14 protein-coding genes are annotated in these 14,451 nt (G+C 73.9%); 7 read left to right on the plus strand and 7 right to left on the minus strand.

Going from position 1 to position 14,451, the window contains the following annotated elements; translation table 11 throughout:
- Nucleotides 1–354: 354 nt before the first annotated feature.
- From TNCT6_RS00655 to TNCT6_RS00665, 3 genes are all read left to right on the plus strand, one after another.
- Entirely contained in the window at nucleotides 355–1,176 is an 822-nt protein-coding gene (locus tag TNCT6_RS00655; RefSeq protein ID WP_141365899.1) for a helix-turn-helix transcriptional regulator, read from the plus strand.
- Nucleotides 1,177–1,179: 3 nt separating this feature from the next.
- The gene (locus TNCT6_RS00660; protein ID WP_141355525.1) at nucleotides 1,180–1,425 is read left to right on the plus strand and encodes a DUF397 domain-containing protein; all 246 of its coding nucleotides are present in this window, start codon (nucleotides 1,180–1,182) and stop codon (nucleotides 1,423–1,425) included.
- 231 nt (nucleotides 1,426–1,656) lie between these two features.
- Nucleotides 1,657–2,466: an SAM-dependent methyltransferase gene (locus TNCT6_RS00665; RefSeq protein WP_141355527.1), complete on the plus strand. Its 810-nt coding sequence runs from the start codon at nucleotides 1,657–1,659 to the stop codon at nucleotides 2,464–2,466.
- Nucleotides 2,467–2,502: 36 nt separating this feature from the next.
- Here TNCT6_RS00665 and TNCT6_RS00670 read toward each other — a convergent pair whose 3' ends face one another.
- From TNCT6_RS00670 to TNCT6_RS00680, 3 genes are all read right to left on the minus strand, one after another.
- Entirely contained in the window at nucleotides 2,503–3,714 is a 1,212-nt protein-coding gene (locus TNCT6_RS00670) for a cysteine desulfurase-like protein (RefSeq protein WP_141355529.1), read from the minus strand.
- A gap of 75 nt (nucleotides 3,715–3,789) precedes the next feature.
- Entirely contained in the window at nucleotides 3,790–5,076 is a 1,287-nt protein-coding gene (locus TNCT6_RS00675; protein WP_141355531.1) for an ROK family transcriptional regulator, read from the minus strand.
- A gap of 91 nt (nucleotides 5,077–5,167) precedes the next feature.
- The gene (locus TNCT6_RS00680; RefSeq protein WP_141355533.1) at nucleotides 5,168–6,178 is read right to left on the minus strand and encodes a phosphotransferase family protein; all 1,011 of its coding nucleotides are present in this window, start codon (nucleotides 6,176–6,178) and stop codon (nucleotides 5,168–5,170) included.
- Nucleotides 6,179–6,260: 82 nt separating this feature from the next.
- On the opposite strand from TNCT6_RS00680, the gene TNCT6_RS00685 reads away from it, so the two are divergent.
- The 4 genes from TNCT6_RS00685 (at nucleotide 6,261) to TNCT6_RS00700 (ending at nucleotide 10,810) form a co-directional block, all read left to right on the plus strand.
- Nucleotides 6,261–6,755: an FBP domain-containing protein gene (locus tag TNCT6_RS00685; protein ID WP_141355535.1), complete on the plus strand. Its 495-nt coding sequence runs from the start codon at nucleotides 6,261–6,263 to the stop codon at nucleotides 6,753–6,755.
- Nucleotides 6,756–6,807: 52 nt separating this feature from the next.
- Nucleotides 6,808–8,115 carry an aromatic acid exporter family protein gene (locus tag TNCT6_RS00690; RefSeq protein WP_141355537.1) on the plus strand — a complete coding sequence of 436 codons (1,308 nt, stop codon included), beginning with the start codon at nucleotides 6,808–6,810 and terminating at the stop codon, nucleotides 8,113–8,115.
- Nucleotides 8,112–9,149 carry a hypothetical protein gene (locus TNCT6_RS00695; protein ID WP_141355539.1) on the plus strand — a complete coding sequence of 346 codons (1,038 nt, stop codon included), beginning with the start codon at nucleotides 8,112–8,114 and terminating at the stop codon, nucleotides 9,147–9,149. Before TNCT6_RS00690 ends, TNCT6_RS00695 begins: the two co-directional genes overlap by 4 nt.
- Before the next feature lie 503 nt (nucleotides 9,150–9,652).
- Complete coding sequence (locus TNCT6_RS00700) at nucleotides 9,653–10,810, plus strand: lactonase family protein (RefSeq protein ID WP_253265972.1); 1,158 nt, start codon at nucleotides 9,653–9,655, stop codon at nucleotides 10,808–10,810.
- On the opposite strand, the gene TNCT6_RS00705 is transcribed toward TNCT6_RS00700, so the two are convergent.
- The 4 genes from TNCT6_RS00705 to sigJ form a co-directional block, all read right to left on the minus strand.
- Complete coding sequence (locus TNCT6_RS00705) at nucleotides 10,778–11,503, minus strand: DUF2470 domain-containing protein (protein WP_141355541.1); 726 nt, start codon at nucleotides 11,501–11,503, stop codon at nucleotides 10,778–10,780. The two genes, TNCT6_RS00700 and TNCT6_RS00705, sit on opposite strands and share 33 nt — an antisense overlap.
- A 166-nt stretch (nucleotides 11,504–11,669) precedes the next feature.
- On the minus strand, nucleotides 11,670–12,518 hold the full coding sequence (locus TNCT6_RS00710) for a pentapeptide repeat-containing protein (protein WP_141355543.1): 849 nt from the start codon (nucleotides 12,516–12,518) through the stop codon (nucleotides 11,670–11,672).
- Between the two features lie 46 nt (nucleotides 12,519–12,564).
- Complete coding sequence (locus TNCT6_RS00715; protein WP_141355544.1) at nucleotides 12,565–13,404, minus strand: alpha/beta fold hydrolase; 840 nt, start codon at nucleotides 13,402–13,404, stop codon at nucleotides 12,565–12,567.
- 60 nt (nucleotides 13,405–13,464) lie between these two features.
- On the minus strand, nucleotides 13,465–14,361 hold the full coding sequence (sigJ, locus tag TNCT6_RS00720) for an RNA polymerase sigma factor SigJ (protein ID WP_141355546.1): 897 nt from the start codon (nucleotides 14,359–14,361) through the stop codon (nucleotides 13,465–13,467).
- Nucleotides 14,362–14,451: the final 90 nt, after the last annotated feature.

Below are 14,451 nucleotides of genomic sequence, written 5' to 3' on the forward strand. Positions count from 1 at the left end.
TCCGCGTGCGGGCGAGGCCGGGGTCCGGGCTCCTCGACTGTCCGTCGGTCACGATGGCCATCCAGGTCTCGCGTCGCGTTCCCGTGCGGGCCGGGCTCGCATCTGGCGGAACGTCAGTTTCGTTGTTGAAAAGCGCAGTTGGCCGGTGCGACGGCCCGCTGTGCGACAGCTCCTCCTGTCACTATGGTCTCGGACACACTCGGCCCGCAACCTGCGTTCTGATAATTTCAGAACGTTCACCAACACCCTGTCTGTGTCCTCGACGCCGTGCCACACTGCACGCGAAGTCGGCCGTTCGGGAGGTAGGACGTGAGGGAGAACCGCTCAGGCGGGAGCGCGCCCACCGTCCTGCGGATGGTCCTCGGCAAGCGGCTGCGGCACCTGCGGGAGCGGGCCGGGGTCTCCTTCGAGGACGCGGCACGGGCCATCGAGGTCACGCCGCTGACGGTCCGCCGGATAGAGAAGGCCGAGGTCGGCCTGCGCATCCCGTACGTCAAGGAGTTGTTGCGCACCTACGGCGTCCCCGCGGCGGAGATCGACGACTTCGTCACCCTGGCCCGGGAGGCCAATCGGCCGGGCTGGTGGTACAAGTACCGCGACGTACTGCCGGAGTGGTTCAAGGCGTACGTGAGCCTGGAGAGCGAGGCCAGCGTCATCCGCCTCTACGAACCTCATTACGTGCCGGGCCTGTTGCAGACCCGCGACTACGCCACCGCGCTCATGCGGGTCGGCTTCCCCAACGAGTCGAAGGAGGAGATCGCCCGTCGCGTGGCCCTGCGCCTGAGACGCCAGGACCTGCTCGCCAAGCCGGACGGCCCGGCCATGTGGGCCATCGTGGACGAGACGGTGCTGCGCCGCCCCGTCGGCGGCCCCAGGGTGATGCGGGCCCAGCTGGACCGGCTCGTCGAGGTGCTCCGGATGCCGAAGGTCAGTATCCAGGTCATGCCCTATTCGGTGGGGGCCCACCCGGGCGCCTTCGGCCCCTTCCACCACTTCCGCTTCGGCTTCTCCGAACTGCCCGACGTCGTCTACACCGAGAACCTCGCGGGCTCGGTGTACTACGACAGGCCGGAGGACGTCGTGACCTATCTCGAAGTTCTGGACCGGATGTCCGTGCAGGCGGAACCGGTCGCACGGACCAGGGACATCCTGGGCGAACTGCGTAAGGAGTTGTGATCCATGGCATCCAACGCCCCCCTCCACAGCGGCATACCGGCCGGTGACCTGGGCACCGAGGGCTGGCACAAACCCTGGAGCGGCACCAACGGCGGCTCCTGCGTCGAGGCCAAGCGCCTGCCCGACGGCAGGGTCGCCCTCCGCCAGTCCACCGACCCCGAGGGGCCCGCGCTGCTCTACAGCCGGGACGAGATGATCGCGTTCCTCCGGGGCGTCAAGGCGGGCCAGGCGGACTTCCTGGTGGACTGAGCCCGAACCGGACCCGGAAGAAAACCGGAACAGCCCCGGCCGGCCCCGCAGCGCGCGGGACCGGCCGGCTCCGCGTCTGGGTTCGCGGCATGGGCCCGACCGCATCGGTCCGGGGACGGGGGCGGGGCGGCCCCCTCCTCGGCATCATCCTGAACTCGGGCCACGCATAAGGACGTTGACGCTAAGTTGAAGACAGACAACGACCGCCGCACGCACGGCAGGAGACCCCCCATGGCAGACGGCGAGCTCACCCCGGACCAGGACGCGCTGTCCAAGATCGACACCACGGTGCCGCACTCGGCCCGCATCTGGAACTACTGGATGGGCGGCAAGGACAACTACGAGGTCGACCGGATCGCGGGCGACGCCTACCGCGAGCACGCGCCGACCATCGAGACCATGGCCCGCGCCTCCCGCCAGTACCTGGTCCGCGCCGTGACCTACGTGGCCGGCGACCTCGGCATCCGCCAGTTCCTCGACATCGGCACCGGACTGCCGACCTACGACAACACCCACCAGGTCGCCCAGCGCATCGCCCCCGAGTCGCGCATCGTCTACGTCGACAACGACCCGCTGGTACTGCGCCACGCCCAGGCCCTGCTCACCAGCACCCCCGAGGGTGTGACCGAGTACATCGACGCGGACCTGCACGACCCCGAGGCGATCATCGAGCGAGCGGGCAAGATCCTCGACTTCGACCAGCCGGTGGCCCTGATGCTGATGGGCATTCTCGGCCACGTCCAGGACTACGAGGAGGCGAAGTCGATCGTCCGCCGCGTCCAGGCCGCGCTGCCCTCCGGCAGCTGCTTCGTGCACTACGACAGCACCGACACCGACCAGGCGCTCAAGGAGGCCCAGCAGGGCTACGACGACACCGGCGCCGTCCCGTACGTGCTGCGCAGCCCGGAGCAACTGGTCGCCTACTACGAGGGACTCGAGCTGGTCGAGCCCGGCATCGTCTCCTGCCCGCTGTGGCGTCCCGAGCCGGGCACCGTGCCCGAGCCCACGGACATCCACGGCGGCGTGGCCCGCAAGCCCTGACACCCGGGCGGCGGGACTCGCGGGCCACGCCCCGGCCTACGGCGCCGTGCGCAGGAAGTCCGCCAGCGCCTCCAGGAGCCGGTCGACGTCCTCGTCGTCGTTGTACGGGGCCAGTCCGATCCGCAGCCCGCCGGTGTCGCCCAGGCCGAGCCGGCGGGAGGCCTCCAGGGCGTAGAACGCGCCCGACGGAGCCGCGACGGCGCGTTCGGCCAGGTGGCGGTAGGCGTCGACGGTGCTGCGGCCCTCCATGGTCAGCAGCAGGGTCGGGGTGCGCTCGGCCGCGCGCGAGTGCACGGTGATCTCCGGGAGGCGGGACAGCTCCTCCTCGATCCGGCGGCGCAGTGCGTCCTCGTGCCGTTCGAGCGAGCCGAAGGAGGCGAGGAGCCGTTCCCGACGGGTGCCGCGCGCCCGCGGGTCCATCCCGGCGAGGAAGTCCACGGCGGCCCGGGTCCCGGCCAGCAGTTCGTAGGGCAGGGTGCCGAGTTCGAAGCGCTCGGGCACCGCGTCGGACGAGGGCAGCAGCTTGTCCGGGCGCAGCGTCTCCAGCAGGTCCGGGCGGCTCGCCACGACGCCGAGGTGCGGGCCGAGGAACTTGTACGGGGAGCAGGCGAAGAAGTCCGCGCCCAGGGCGGCGAGGTCGACCGGGGCATGGGCGGTGTGGTGCACGCCGTCGACGTAGAGCAGGGCGCCGCGCTCGTGGGCCAGGGCGGCGATCGCGGGCAGGTCCGGGCGCGTGCCGATCAGGTTGGAGGCGGCGGTGACCGCGACCAGCCGGGTGCGGTCGGACAACTGGTCCGCGATGTGCCGCGCGGTCAGTTCGCCGGTGGCCGGGTCGAAGTCCGCCCAGCGCACGACGGCTCCCACGGCCTCGGCGGCCTGGACCCAGGGCCGGATGTTGGCGTCGTGGTCGAGCCGGGTGACGACGACCTCGTCGCCCGGCGCCCACGTCCGGGCCAGCGTGCGCGAGAAGTCGTACGTCAGCTGGGTCGCGCTGCGCCCGAAGACGACTCCGGACGGCTCCGCGCCCAGGAGGTCCGCCATGGCTTCCCGGGCGGTGGCGACGCAGTCCTCGGCGTTGCGCTCGCCCGCCGTCGTCAGGCCCCGGTTGGACAGCGGACCGGCGAGCGCGTCGGCGACGGCGTCGATGACCGGCTGCGGCGTCTGGCTGCCGCCCGGCCCGTCGAAATGGGCCCACCCGGCCTTCAGGGCGGGGAACTGCGCGCGGACACCGGCGATGTCATGCGTCACGGACGACTCCTTCGAACGCTCCTGATGCGGGATGCGTCCCCATGATCCATCGCCCCGCGCCGCGAGGACAGCCCCCTACGTTCGGCGTTCCTCCAGGGCCGTCTGCCAGGCGGGGACCGGGTCCTTGGGGGCCGGGTCGGCGCGGCGGCCGCCGCGGGTGAAGAAGTCGGCGAGGGGGAGGATCGCGGCGCCGACGGTGACCGCGTCCGGGCCGAGTCTGCCCAGGTCGATGGTGACCTGCTCGGCGGGGTGGCGCAGGGCGTACGCGGTCGCGTGGCGGCGTACCGCGGGCAGGAAGCGGGGGCCGAGCTGGAGGCCGGCCCAGCCGCCGATGAGGATGCGCTCGGGCTGGAAGAGGTTGATCAGGTCGGACAGGCCGGCGCCCAGGTATTCGGCGGTCTCCTCCAGCACCGCGAGCGCCACGGGGTCGGCGGCGGTGCCCTCGGGCGGGTAGGCGGCGGCCAGCAGGGCGGTCAGCGCGGTCTCCTCGTCGGTGCCCCGCGGTGGCCGGCCGCCCTCCTCGCGCCAGCGGGCCAGCAGGGATTCCGCGCCGGCGTACGCCTCCAGGCAGCCCAGGGCGCCGCAGCGGCAGCGGCGCCCCCGTACGCGTACCGTCAGATGCCCCCACTCCACGGCCCGGCCGCGCTCGACCTCGGGGGTGACCAGGCAGGCGCCCACGCCGGAGCCGAAGAGCACCACGACCGCGTTGCCCGCGCCGCGGCCGGCGCCGAACCACATCTCCGCCTGGCCCAGGGTCTTGGCGCCGTTGTCGATGAAGTACGGAACGCCGTCCGGGAGCCGGGAGCCGGCGCGGAGCAGGGACTCCAGGGGCACCGCGTCCCAGCCGATGGTCTGCCCGTGCACGACGGCACCGCGGTCGGGGGTGGGCTCGACGATGCCGGGGACGCCGATCCCGACCCCGAGGAGGCGCTCCGGGGGCAGGCCGGCCGCGGACAGGACCTCGGCGATCCCGTCCCGGATGTGCCCGGTGATCACGTCGACGTCGTAGCCCTGTGACTCCAGTGGCCGTTCCGTGCGCGCCAGTTCGGTGAGGGTGAGGTCGAACAGCTCGACGCGGACCCGGGTCTCGCCGACGTCCACGCCGATCATGTGGCCGCTGCCCGGCGCGACGCGCAGCAGGGTGCGCGGGCGTCCCCCGTCGGAGTCGACGCTGCCGGCCTCCTCGACGAGGCCGTCGGCGACCAGGTCCGCGACGACGTTGCTGACCGAGCCGGAACTCAGGCCGGTCGCGGGGCCGAGTTCGAAGCGGCTGAGGGGGCCGTCGAAGTACAGCCGTTGCAGTACGGCCGAACGGTTGCCCCTTCTGAGATCGCGCACCGTGCGCCCGTTCCGCCCCGCCATGTGGCTCCCTCCCGAACCGTGCCCGAGCTGCAACATACCGCCGCGGGCCGTCTGGGCGCGACTTCTGCGATCCCTTAGTCCACGCAATAAATTAAGAGGTGACGGTAAGGCGGCCGATCTCCTCGAGCGCGGCGGACAGTTCGGGGGTGACATGATCGCGCGTCCAGCGTTCGTGCGCGCGCCCCAGGGCACGCGGAATCGTCTCGGTGAGCATGATCAGGTAGAGGTAGCTGCGGTACAGGGCGAGCCGCAGGCGGGCCGTCCGCCCGAACCCGGCCCGGCCGCCGGCCGCGCGGTAGCCCGCGAGGAACGCCCGGTCCTCGCGGATGTCCCCGAGCAGCGCGAGCGAGACGAAGTCGGCCGCCGGATCGCCCCAGAACATGCGCTCGCCGTCGATCAGGCCCCCGATGCGGACGCCGCCCTCCGAGCGGTCGACCAGGACGTTGCCCGGCCACAGGTCGAAGTGGACGAGGCGGGGTACGGCGACCCCGTCCAGGGCGCCGTAAGCGGCCGCGGCCGTGTGGGCGATCTCGCCGGCGGGCCGGGGCAGCCGGGCGCCGTAGCGGCGGGCGTCTTCGAGGGCGGCGGCGTACATCGCGGTGAAGGCGGCGCGCCAGTCCGGGGCGAGCGGGCCGAGCGCGCCTGAGGGGTAGCCGAAGCCGGGGCCGGTCACCTGGTGCAGCCGGGCCACCTGGCCGCCCAGCCGGGTGCGCAGGTCCGCCGCTTCGGCGTCCGTCACCGACGCGTCCCACGGCTCGCCGGGGCAGGCCGTCATCAGCAGATGGCGCCGGCCCGCCTCCTCGCCGACCGCGACCACGCGCGGCGCCGGCACTCCGGCCCGCCCGGCCCCGCGGCAGAACTCGGCCTCGCCGACGAGGAGGTCCCTCTCGTAGCGCAGACCGGGCACGGTCGGGGCGGGCGGAACCTTCAGCACGTACCGGGTGCCGTCCGCCAGGCACAGCTCCTCGACCGTGTTGTACGTGCCGCCGCCCAGCGCACGGAGCCGGGCGAGCCGGCCGGGCGGGACACCCGCGGCCCGCAGCACGCGCCGGGCCCGCCCCCACGACCGCGTCGGCGGTGTCGCCAGGTCACCGAAATCCATTGGACCCCCCTATCGGATCCTGCTTACCCTAGCCGCAAAACTAATACCCTTAGGCAATTTCTCCCACCCCCGGAGGCCCACCATGAGATCACTGTCCGAGCAGGACGTCCGCGACTCGTTCGTCAACTGCTCCAAGGGCGAGGCCAAGCGCCTGTCGCTGCCCCGCGACCTCGGTGACCGCCCCTGGGACGATCTGGACTTCCTGGGCTGGCGCGATCCGGGAGCGCCCGATCGCAGTTATCTGGTCACCGAGCGGGAGGGCCGGCTCATGGGCATCGCCCTGCGCTTCCCCGCCTCGCGGCGCGGCTTCCTGCACCGCAGCATGTGCTCGCTGTGCCTGACCACCCACCGCGGGGGCGGAGTCTCCCTGATGACCGCCCGCAAGGCCGGAACGGCGGGCCGCGAGGGCAACTCGGTCGGCGTGTACATGTGCACCGACCTCGCCTGCTCGCTCTATGTGCGCGGAAAGAAGGTCCCGGACTCCGGCGCGCGCTTCGAGGAGAGCCTCACGCTGGAGCAGCAGATCGCCCGCACCACGGCCAATCTGGGGGCCTTCCTCGACAAGCTGTACGCCTGACCGCACGGCCGGTCACGTTCGACCTCTGCGCGATCGGGGAACAGCGCAAGGGATGCGGAAGGTACGTGACTGGACTTCGCCCCTGGTCCGGCTGGCGAAACGGCACCGGGACCCCGTGGTCGTCCAGGCGCTGCGCTCCACGACCGCGGCGACGATCGCGTATGTGATCGCGTTGCGACTGAGTCCGGAGCCCGCGCCGCTGACCGCGCCGCTGACGGCGCTGCTCGTCGTCCAGGTGACCCTCTACTCCACGCTGACCACCGGCATCCGCCGGGTGAACTCGGTGGTGGCCGGAGTGCTCGTGGCCATCGCCTTCTCCCTGCTGGTGGGGCTGACCTGGTGGAGTCTCGCACTGGTGATCCTGGCGGCGCTGGCGGTCGGGCACCTGGTGCGGGTGGACGAGTTCGTGCCCGAGGTGGCGATCAGCGCCATGCTGGTCCTCGGCGTCACCGCCGTGGGCAGTACCGCCTCGGCGCGGGTCGAGGAGACGCTGATCGGCGCGGTGGTCGGCCTCGGCTGCAATCTGCTGCTCGCTCCCCCGGTGTGGACCGAACAGGCCGGCGCGTCGATCGAGGGCCTGGCCCGCCGCGTGCGGCAGCTGATGCTGCGGCTGGGCGAGGAGGCGGCCGGGCATCCGCCCGTGGAGCGCGCCGCGGAGCGGCTGCACGAGGCGCGCCGCCTGGACCACGACATCTCCGAGGTGGACGCCTCCCTCAGGCAGGCCGAGGACAGTCTGCGGCTCAATCCGCGGGTGCGCGAGGGCCTGCTGCACCGGGTGGTGCTGCGCACGGGGCTGGACACGCTGGAGATCTGCACGGTCGTGCTGCGGGTGCTGGCGCGCACCTTCACCGACCTGACGAAGCGGCGGGCTCCCGAGCCGATGTTCTCGCCGCAGGCCGGAGCCCTGGTGCAGGAGCTGCTGTGCGAGATCGCCGACACGGTGGTCAGCTTCGCGGTGCTGGTCACCTCGGACGTCAGCGTGAACGCGGAGGAGGCCGAGTCCCGGCTGGCCGCCCAGCTGCGCCAGACCTCCGCCACCCGCGACAAGGCGGCCCGGCTGCTGCTGGAGGAGGCGCAGCGGGACACGGGCCAGTGGCAGCTGTACGGCGCGGTGCTCACCGAGGTCGACCGCATCATCGACGAGATGGACACCGAGCACCGCTCCCGCCGGCTCCTGGAGGAGCTGGACCGGTACACCCGCGCCCAGCGCGAGCGCTCCCCGCGGCTGACCCGGCTCGGGGACCGGCTGGGCGCCCCGGTCCGGCAGCGGCGGAACCGCGAGGGCGTCGCGCGGCGTTCTGTGCGTGAGGGGCGCGGTCCTACGACGGCGCGGTCCTGTGAGGGAGGGGAACAGGCATGACCGACTCGAAGGTGCGGATCGACGGGAACACGCTGCGGCTGCCGGGCGGTGTGGCGGTGCGGTTCGTGCGCACCCTGCGGCTGCCGGAGAAGGGTACGCATCCGCTGCCGCCGGGGCTGGGCGAGTTCCCGGTCCGGCGGGTGGCCGACTACGCGGACTCGGTGCCCGAGGAGTGGCGGGCGCGCGGCGGCGTGATGCTGCCGGTGTATCTGCGCGAGGCCATGTGGCTGAGCTTCGCGGGCACGACCGAGCCGGCCGCCCTCCAGGTCGGCGTGGGCAAGGTGTGCGCGGTGTCGGGCCGGCCCTGGAGCGACCGGCTGTCCCGCGACCCGCAGAACTACGTGGTGCTGCCCCGCCAGCCCTGGCTGGACGGCATCAACTCCGGCAAGGGCACCGTGCGCCAGTTCGTCGCCGTGCCGCTGGGCCTGGGGGCGAGCGTCGAGGGCCAGGTCACGGGCGAGGAGGTGTGGGGCGGCGTGCAGTTGCAGTCGTTCCCGCTGAACGACGCCGAACTGGCCCGGTGGCACGAGGAGGAGCGGCGGCGGCTGCGGCGGGAGGCGGCCCTGTCGGCCCAGATCTGCGGTGCCGCCCCCATGGCGGCAGCCGCGGCGCCCGCGCCCGGCGCCGCGCCGGCCGCCCCGCGCCGGGCCGCGCCCGCGATGGGGCTCGGTGTCGGCGGCTCCATGTGTCAGGAGGTGTACCGGGACGACCGGCCGCCGGGCGCCTGGTCCGAGCGGCCCGCGGGGCGGGTGTTCGTGCACCTGGTGACGCCTCCGCAGTGGCGCCGCATCACCGGCGAGGCTCCCCCACCCTCGCCCGTGGACCGCGCCGCGTACACGAGCGCCGGACTGCCCTGGTTCGACTACTACGACCAGGACGCCCAGGACCTCTCCCCCACCGACGCCCTGTCGGAGGTGCGGCCGGCCGGTGACTGGCTCGGCGACGACCACGAGCCGTGGCAGGAACCGTCGCCGCGGCAGGTGCGGCCCCTGAAGGACGCTCCGGGCAGGCCGGTGGAGGACGGGGACTGGTAGGCGCACCGGGCTGCGCCTCGCGGATCCGGGACGCGTGGGTGCAGGCGGTCCGCGCGTCCACCCGGACCCGGCCCGGCCGTCGTGGCCCCGCACAGGGCGCCGGCCGCGGCCACCTGGGCTCCGTGGCCCGTGGCTCCGTGGCCCGTGGCTCCGTGACTCCGTGGCAGATCCGTGGCTCCGTGACTCCGTGACTCCGCGGCTCCGTGGTTCCGGCCGAGGCACGCCGGCGGCGCGCGCGGTCCATGATCTGGGGGGACCGGTTGCGGGGGCGCGGTCGTGGGCGACCTGCGCGGCGGCAGTCACGAGGCGCCGCCGCCACCCGGCCGCGACGTCCTGCCGCGGTTGCGTGGGAGCGGTGGCGCGCGTCAAGGTGGCAGTCACGACCGGGGCAGCCGACGACCTGAGGTGCGGGCATGGACAGTGGTGCGAGGGCGTCGCGTGGGGGGTCCCCCCTGCACGGGCGGCGCCAGGAGTCCGGGGGAGGTTGGAGCAGGCGGCAGTTCGTGGGGGCCCTGACGGGAGCCGTCGCCGTGCTGGCGGTCCCGGCGCCCGCGACACCGCGGGCCGGGTCCGCGCCCGGGAGCGCGCCGGAGGCCGCCGCGAGCGGTCGGCAGCCGACGGCGAGGCCGTCCGGTCCCCGGCCCCTGTATCTGGGCACCTACACCTCCGTCCCGGGCGGCGGCAAGGGCATCGGCCTGGCGGTGTACGACCCGGTGTCGGGTGCCGTCGGCGGCCGGGGCACCATCGCCGGGGTCGCCGACCCGTCGTACCTCGCCGTACATCCCGACGGGCGCACGCTGTACGCGGTCGACGAGCGGCAGCACGGCGGGGTGACCGCGGTGCGGCTCGCCGACCGGAGGGTCCTGGGCACCCGGAGCACCGGCGGGTCGGGGCCCTGCCATCTGTCCGTGCACCCGAGCGGGCGCTGGCTGCTCAGCGCCAACTACGGTTCCGGCAGCGTGGCCGTGCACCCGATAGCCTCCTCGGGCGCGCTCGGCGAGCGGGCCGACCTGGTGACCCACACCAGCCCGCGGCCCGGCCCCGGACAGCAGGGACCGCACGCCCACCAGGTCATCACCAGCCCCGACGGCGGCCATGTCCTCGCCGTGGACCTCGGCACCGACACCGTCTACACGTACCGCCTGAACACCGGCACGGGCCGCCTCACCGAGGTCTCCCGGGCGCACACCCGGCCCGGCGCCGGACCGCGTCAACTGACCTTCCACCCGGGCGGCCGGTACGCCTATCTCGCCAACGAGGTCGACGACACCCTCGCGGTGTGCACGTACGACCGGTCCACCGGCCGGCTGACCATCGGCGCCACGCAGTCCACGGGCGGCGGCGCGGGCAAGAACTACCCCTCACAGGTCCTGGTCACGGCCGACGGCCGGTTCGCCTACCTGGCCAACCGGGGCCACAACACCCTGGCGCGGTACGCCGTGGAGGCGGGCGGGGCCCGGCTGCGGCTGCTGGGCACGACGCCGGTCGCGGGCGACTTCCCGCGTCAGATCGCCTTCTCGCCGGACGGCGCGCTGCTGTTCGCCGCGAACCAGAAGTCGAGCACCGTCAGCGTCTTCCACGTCGACCGCGCGAACGGCGCGCTGCGCCGGGCGGGTACGCCGTTCCCCTCACCGGTCGCCGTCTGCGCGCTGCCGCTGTAGGGCGCGCGGGCAGGAGGCTCCGCCCGCCTGGAGCAGCAGGACGTGCATGCGCTCGGTGAGCGCGGCGAGGTCGTCGGCGGGCGCGTGGAACGGCAGGCGGACGTCGCCGTGGGTGCGGGCGCGCTCGATGCGCAGGGTCAGTCCGTGCCGGTCGACGGCGAGCGGCCGGACGCGCACCGCGCCGTGCAGGCTGTCGGGTCCGACCAGCCGGGTCAGCCGCTCCACCGCCTCGGGGTGGGCGTCGGCGAGGTGGGTGAGCAGGCCGGCCTCCGCCAGGGCGAGCGGGTCGGGCGCGGCGGTGGTGAACTCCTCCGCGCCGATGACGACCGCGCCGGACGGCTGCCGCAGCACGATGCGCGTGGGGTGGAACGTCAGGTGCCGCGCCTCGGGGACGAGCCGGCCGGCGAGCCAGAGCCGGGCGCGGATCCGGTTGCGTACGGGGACGGGGGCGACGTCGGCGAACTCCAGGACGGTGGACGGCTCACCGCGCGGCGCGCAGATCGCGGCGGCGAGCAGGGCGCTGTCCTCGGGCACGTGCAGGAGTACGCGGCCGTCGTCGCTCACGGTGTGGGCGCCCACGTACTCCTCCCGTCCGCCCTCCGCGGTCACCGCGCAGGACCAGGCGGCGGCGAGCAGGGACCGCGCCCGTTGTGCCGCCGCGGGCGCCGCCGTCCAGGTCTGGCTGTCGTCCATCCCTCAACCTCCTTCTTAGGTAAGGCTTGCCTAACCTATCGGAGATCGGAGAACGTGCCAACCAGGCGGGCCGAAACCAGCGGGCGCGGAGGACTGTGAGACGGCGCACGGCGCCCGCTCCGGCGCGATACCGGCGGACCGGTTGTCGGTGCGGGACGGCGGCGGGTCAGCTCCGCGCCGTCCAGTGCGCGGGACGGGAGACCGATCCGGGCAGCCGGGTGCCGGCGCTGCCCCGCGCCGCGTCGGCCTGCGGCTGGGTGAGGAAGATCGCGCCGGTCAGATCGGCGTCGACCAGATTCGCGTTCCGCAGGTCGGCACCTATCAGGTCCGCGTCCCGCAGATCGGCCCCGGTGAGGTCGGCGGCGATCAGGCAGGCGCCGCGCAGACTGGCCCCGCGCAGGTCCGCGCCCCTCAGCCGGGCCCCGGCCAGGTCCGCGCCCCGCCAATCCTTCGGCCTGCCTTTCCCGCGCCGCACTCCGGCCCGCGCCAGCTCACTGGTGCGCAGCAGCAGGACGTTGACCTCCCGGCGGTGCGCGCCGACGTCCAGCGCGGCCAGTTCCCGGGGCGGCAGGTGGGTGAGGTGCTCGGTGTGCTCCAGCGCCCGGCGCAGCTCGTCGTGCACCGGACGGGCGGCGCTCAGGGAGAGCGCCTCGGTCACGTACCACAGCAGTTCGTGCAGCTGCCGCACCACCGGGAACACCTCGAACATCCGCCGGGCGTCCTCCCCGGACCCCGTGCGCCAGTCCCGTCCGCCGAAGACGGCCTGCGAGACCTTCTGCCCCGCTCCGAAGCAGTCGTAGACCGTGCACCCGGTGAAACCCCGCTGCCCAAGCCGCGTGTGGATGCCGCACCGGTGGTCGTCCCGAAGGTTCGGGCACGGCTTCCCCGCGGGCTTGTCCAGGGCGAAGTCCGCGGAGGCGGCGAAGGGCAGCGCGACACAGCAGAGCCCGAAGCACCGCGCGCAGTCGCCGCGCAGTCCGCTCCGGTCGTGCCGGGTGTCTTTCCGATCTTGCATGTTGTTCAGCCTCATGAGCTTGGGGTGCGGGGCCCGGTCGGGCGGCTCAGCGCAGGAAGGCGGCGGTGGCCGCCACGAACCGGTCGGCGTCGTCGAGCCACGGGTGGTGCCCCGCGCCGGGCTGGACGACCAGTTCGGCGTGCGGGAAGAGCCCGGCGTACTCGGCCATGGCGGCGGGGGGCGAGTTCAGGTCGACCTCACCGGCGAGCACGAGCACCGGGGAGGTGAACTGGGCGAGCGCCGCCCGCGTGGCGTCCGGGTCGAAGGCGCCGTCGGCGGCGTACGCGGCCGCGGCCTCGCCGTTCTTCTGCTCGGCGTCGGCGGCGTCGAGGGCACGGGCCGCCGCGTGCCAGCGGCCGTGGCGGAGCGGGGCGACCGCCTGCCAGTGGGCGTCCGTCGCCCGGCCCGCCGTGATCTCCTCCAGCGCCGCGTACGCCGTCGCGAACCACGGCTCGCCCTCGCGCCGCCGTGCCGTCTCGCGCCGGACCTCTCCGGTGACCTCGATGCCGACGGCCAGGACGCTCGGCGTGATCAGCGCCAGCCTGCCGACGCGTTCGGGGTGGCGGGCCGCGTAGAGCGCCGCCAGGTTCGCGCCGGCGGAGTGCGCGAGCACGTCCACGCGCTCCACGCCCAGATGCTCGCACAGCGCCTCGACGTCGTCGACGAGCCGGTCGCAGCGGTAGCTCGCGGGATCCCGCGGTACCGCCGATGCTCCGGTGCCCCGCAGATCCGGCAGCACCAGCCGCCGGTGCGCGGACAGCCCGCCGAGGTCACCGAGGTAGTCCGAGGCCCGCATGGGTCCGCCGGGCAGGCAGATCACCGGCGGGCCCTCTCCGAGGACCCGGTAGGCGAGCGTCGTCGCGTCGTACGCGCGGTAGCCGGGCATGGCGACGACCCTGTCAGGGCCGTCGTCCGCCGGGCAACCGAATTCCCGGTCCGGGACCGCTCAGTCCTCCCGTGCGGCGGCCAGGTCCAGGTGCCCGAGCCGTTCGGGGTCGGCCAGGATGTAGAGGTGGGTGATCCGGCCGCCGGAGACGACGACGCCCATGACCGACCGCGGCCCGCCCTCGGGGGCGTTGGCCACCCCGACCGAGCCGTTGACCAGCACCAGGCGGGCCGTCCCGGCGTACTGCGCGAAGGTGAGCGCCTGGGCGGCCACCGTCCTGGCCCCGTGGACCACCTTGGAGGCGGCCGCGCCCCGGACGAGCGCGCCGGAGTCGACCCTCAGCACCACGTCCGGGTGGAGGACGGCCACCAGCGCCTCGAAGTCGCCACCGCGCGAGGCGGCGAGAAAGGCGTCGAGCACCTGCCTCTGCCGCGCGAGGTCGGCCTCGGCGGACGGAGTGGCGCCCTGCACCCGGCGGCGGGCGCGGCTGACGAGCTGCCGGGTCGCCGGGGCGCTGCGCTCCACGATCGGCGCGATGTCGTCGAAGGGCACCGCGAACAGGTCGTGGAGCACGAACGCCAGCCGCTCGTCGGGCTGAAGCGTCTCCAGGACGACGAGCAGGGCGAGCCCTACCGAGTCGGCCCGGACCGCCTCCTGCTCCGGGTCGGCCGGTGTCAGGGGCCGGATCACGGGGTCCGGCACGAAGGTCTCGTCGATCGGCTCCTCGCGGCGGGCGTTGCGTGCCCGCAGCAGGTCGAGGCAGACCCGGCCGGTCACGGTGGTGAGCCAGGCGCCGAGGTTCCGGATGGCGCCGGTGTCCGTGCGGGTGAGCTTCAGCCAGGTCTCCTGGACGGCGTCCTCGGCCTCGGGCACCGAGCCGAGCATGCGGTAGGCCACCGCCCGCAGCTGCCCGCGGTGCTCCTCGAAGCTCCGCGCCAGGACTTCCTCGTCAGCCATGCCGGACATGTCCTTCCCACCCCGTTCCCCGTACGCCGTTCCGCCGGAACGTCCCGAGCACCGAGCATCCTAGGGCCGCTCGTTTGGATC

Origin of the sequence: Streptomyces sp. 6-11-2 (assembly GCF_006540305.1) — a bacterium.
In the GTDB taxonomy this organism is placed as follows: Bacteria; Actinomycetota; Actinomycetes; order Streptomycetales; family Streptomycetaceae; genus Streptomyces.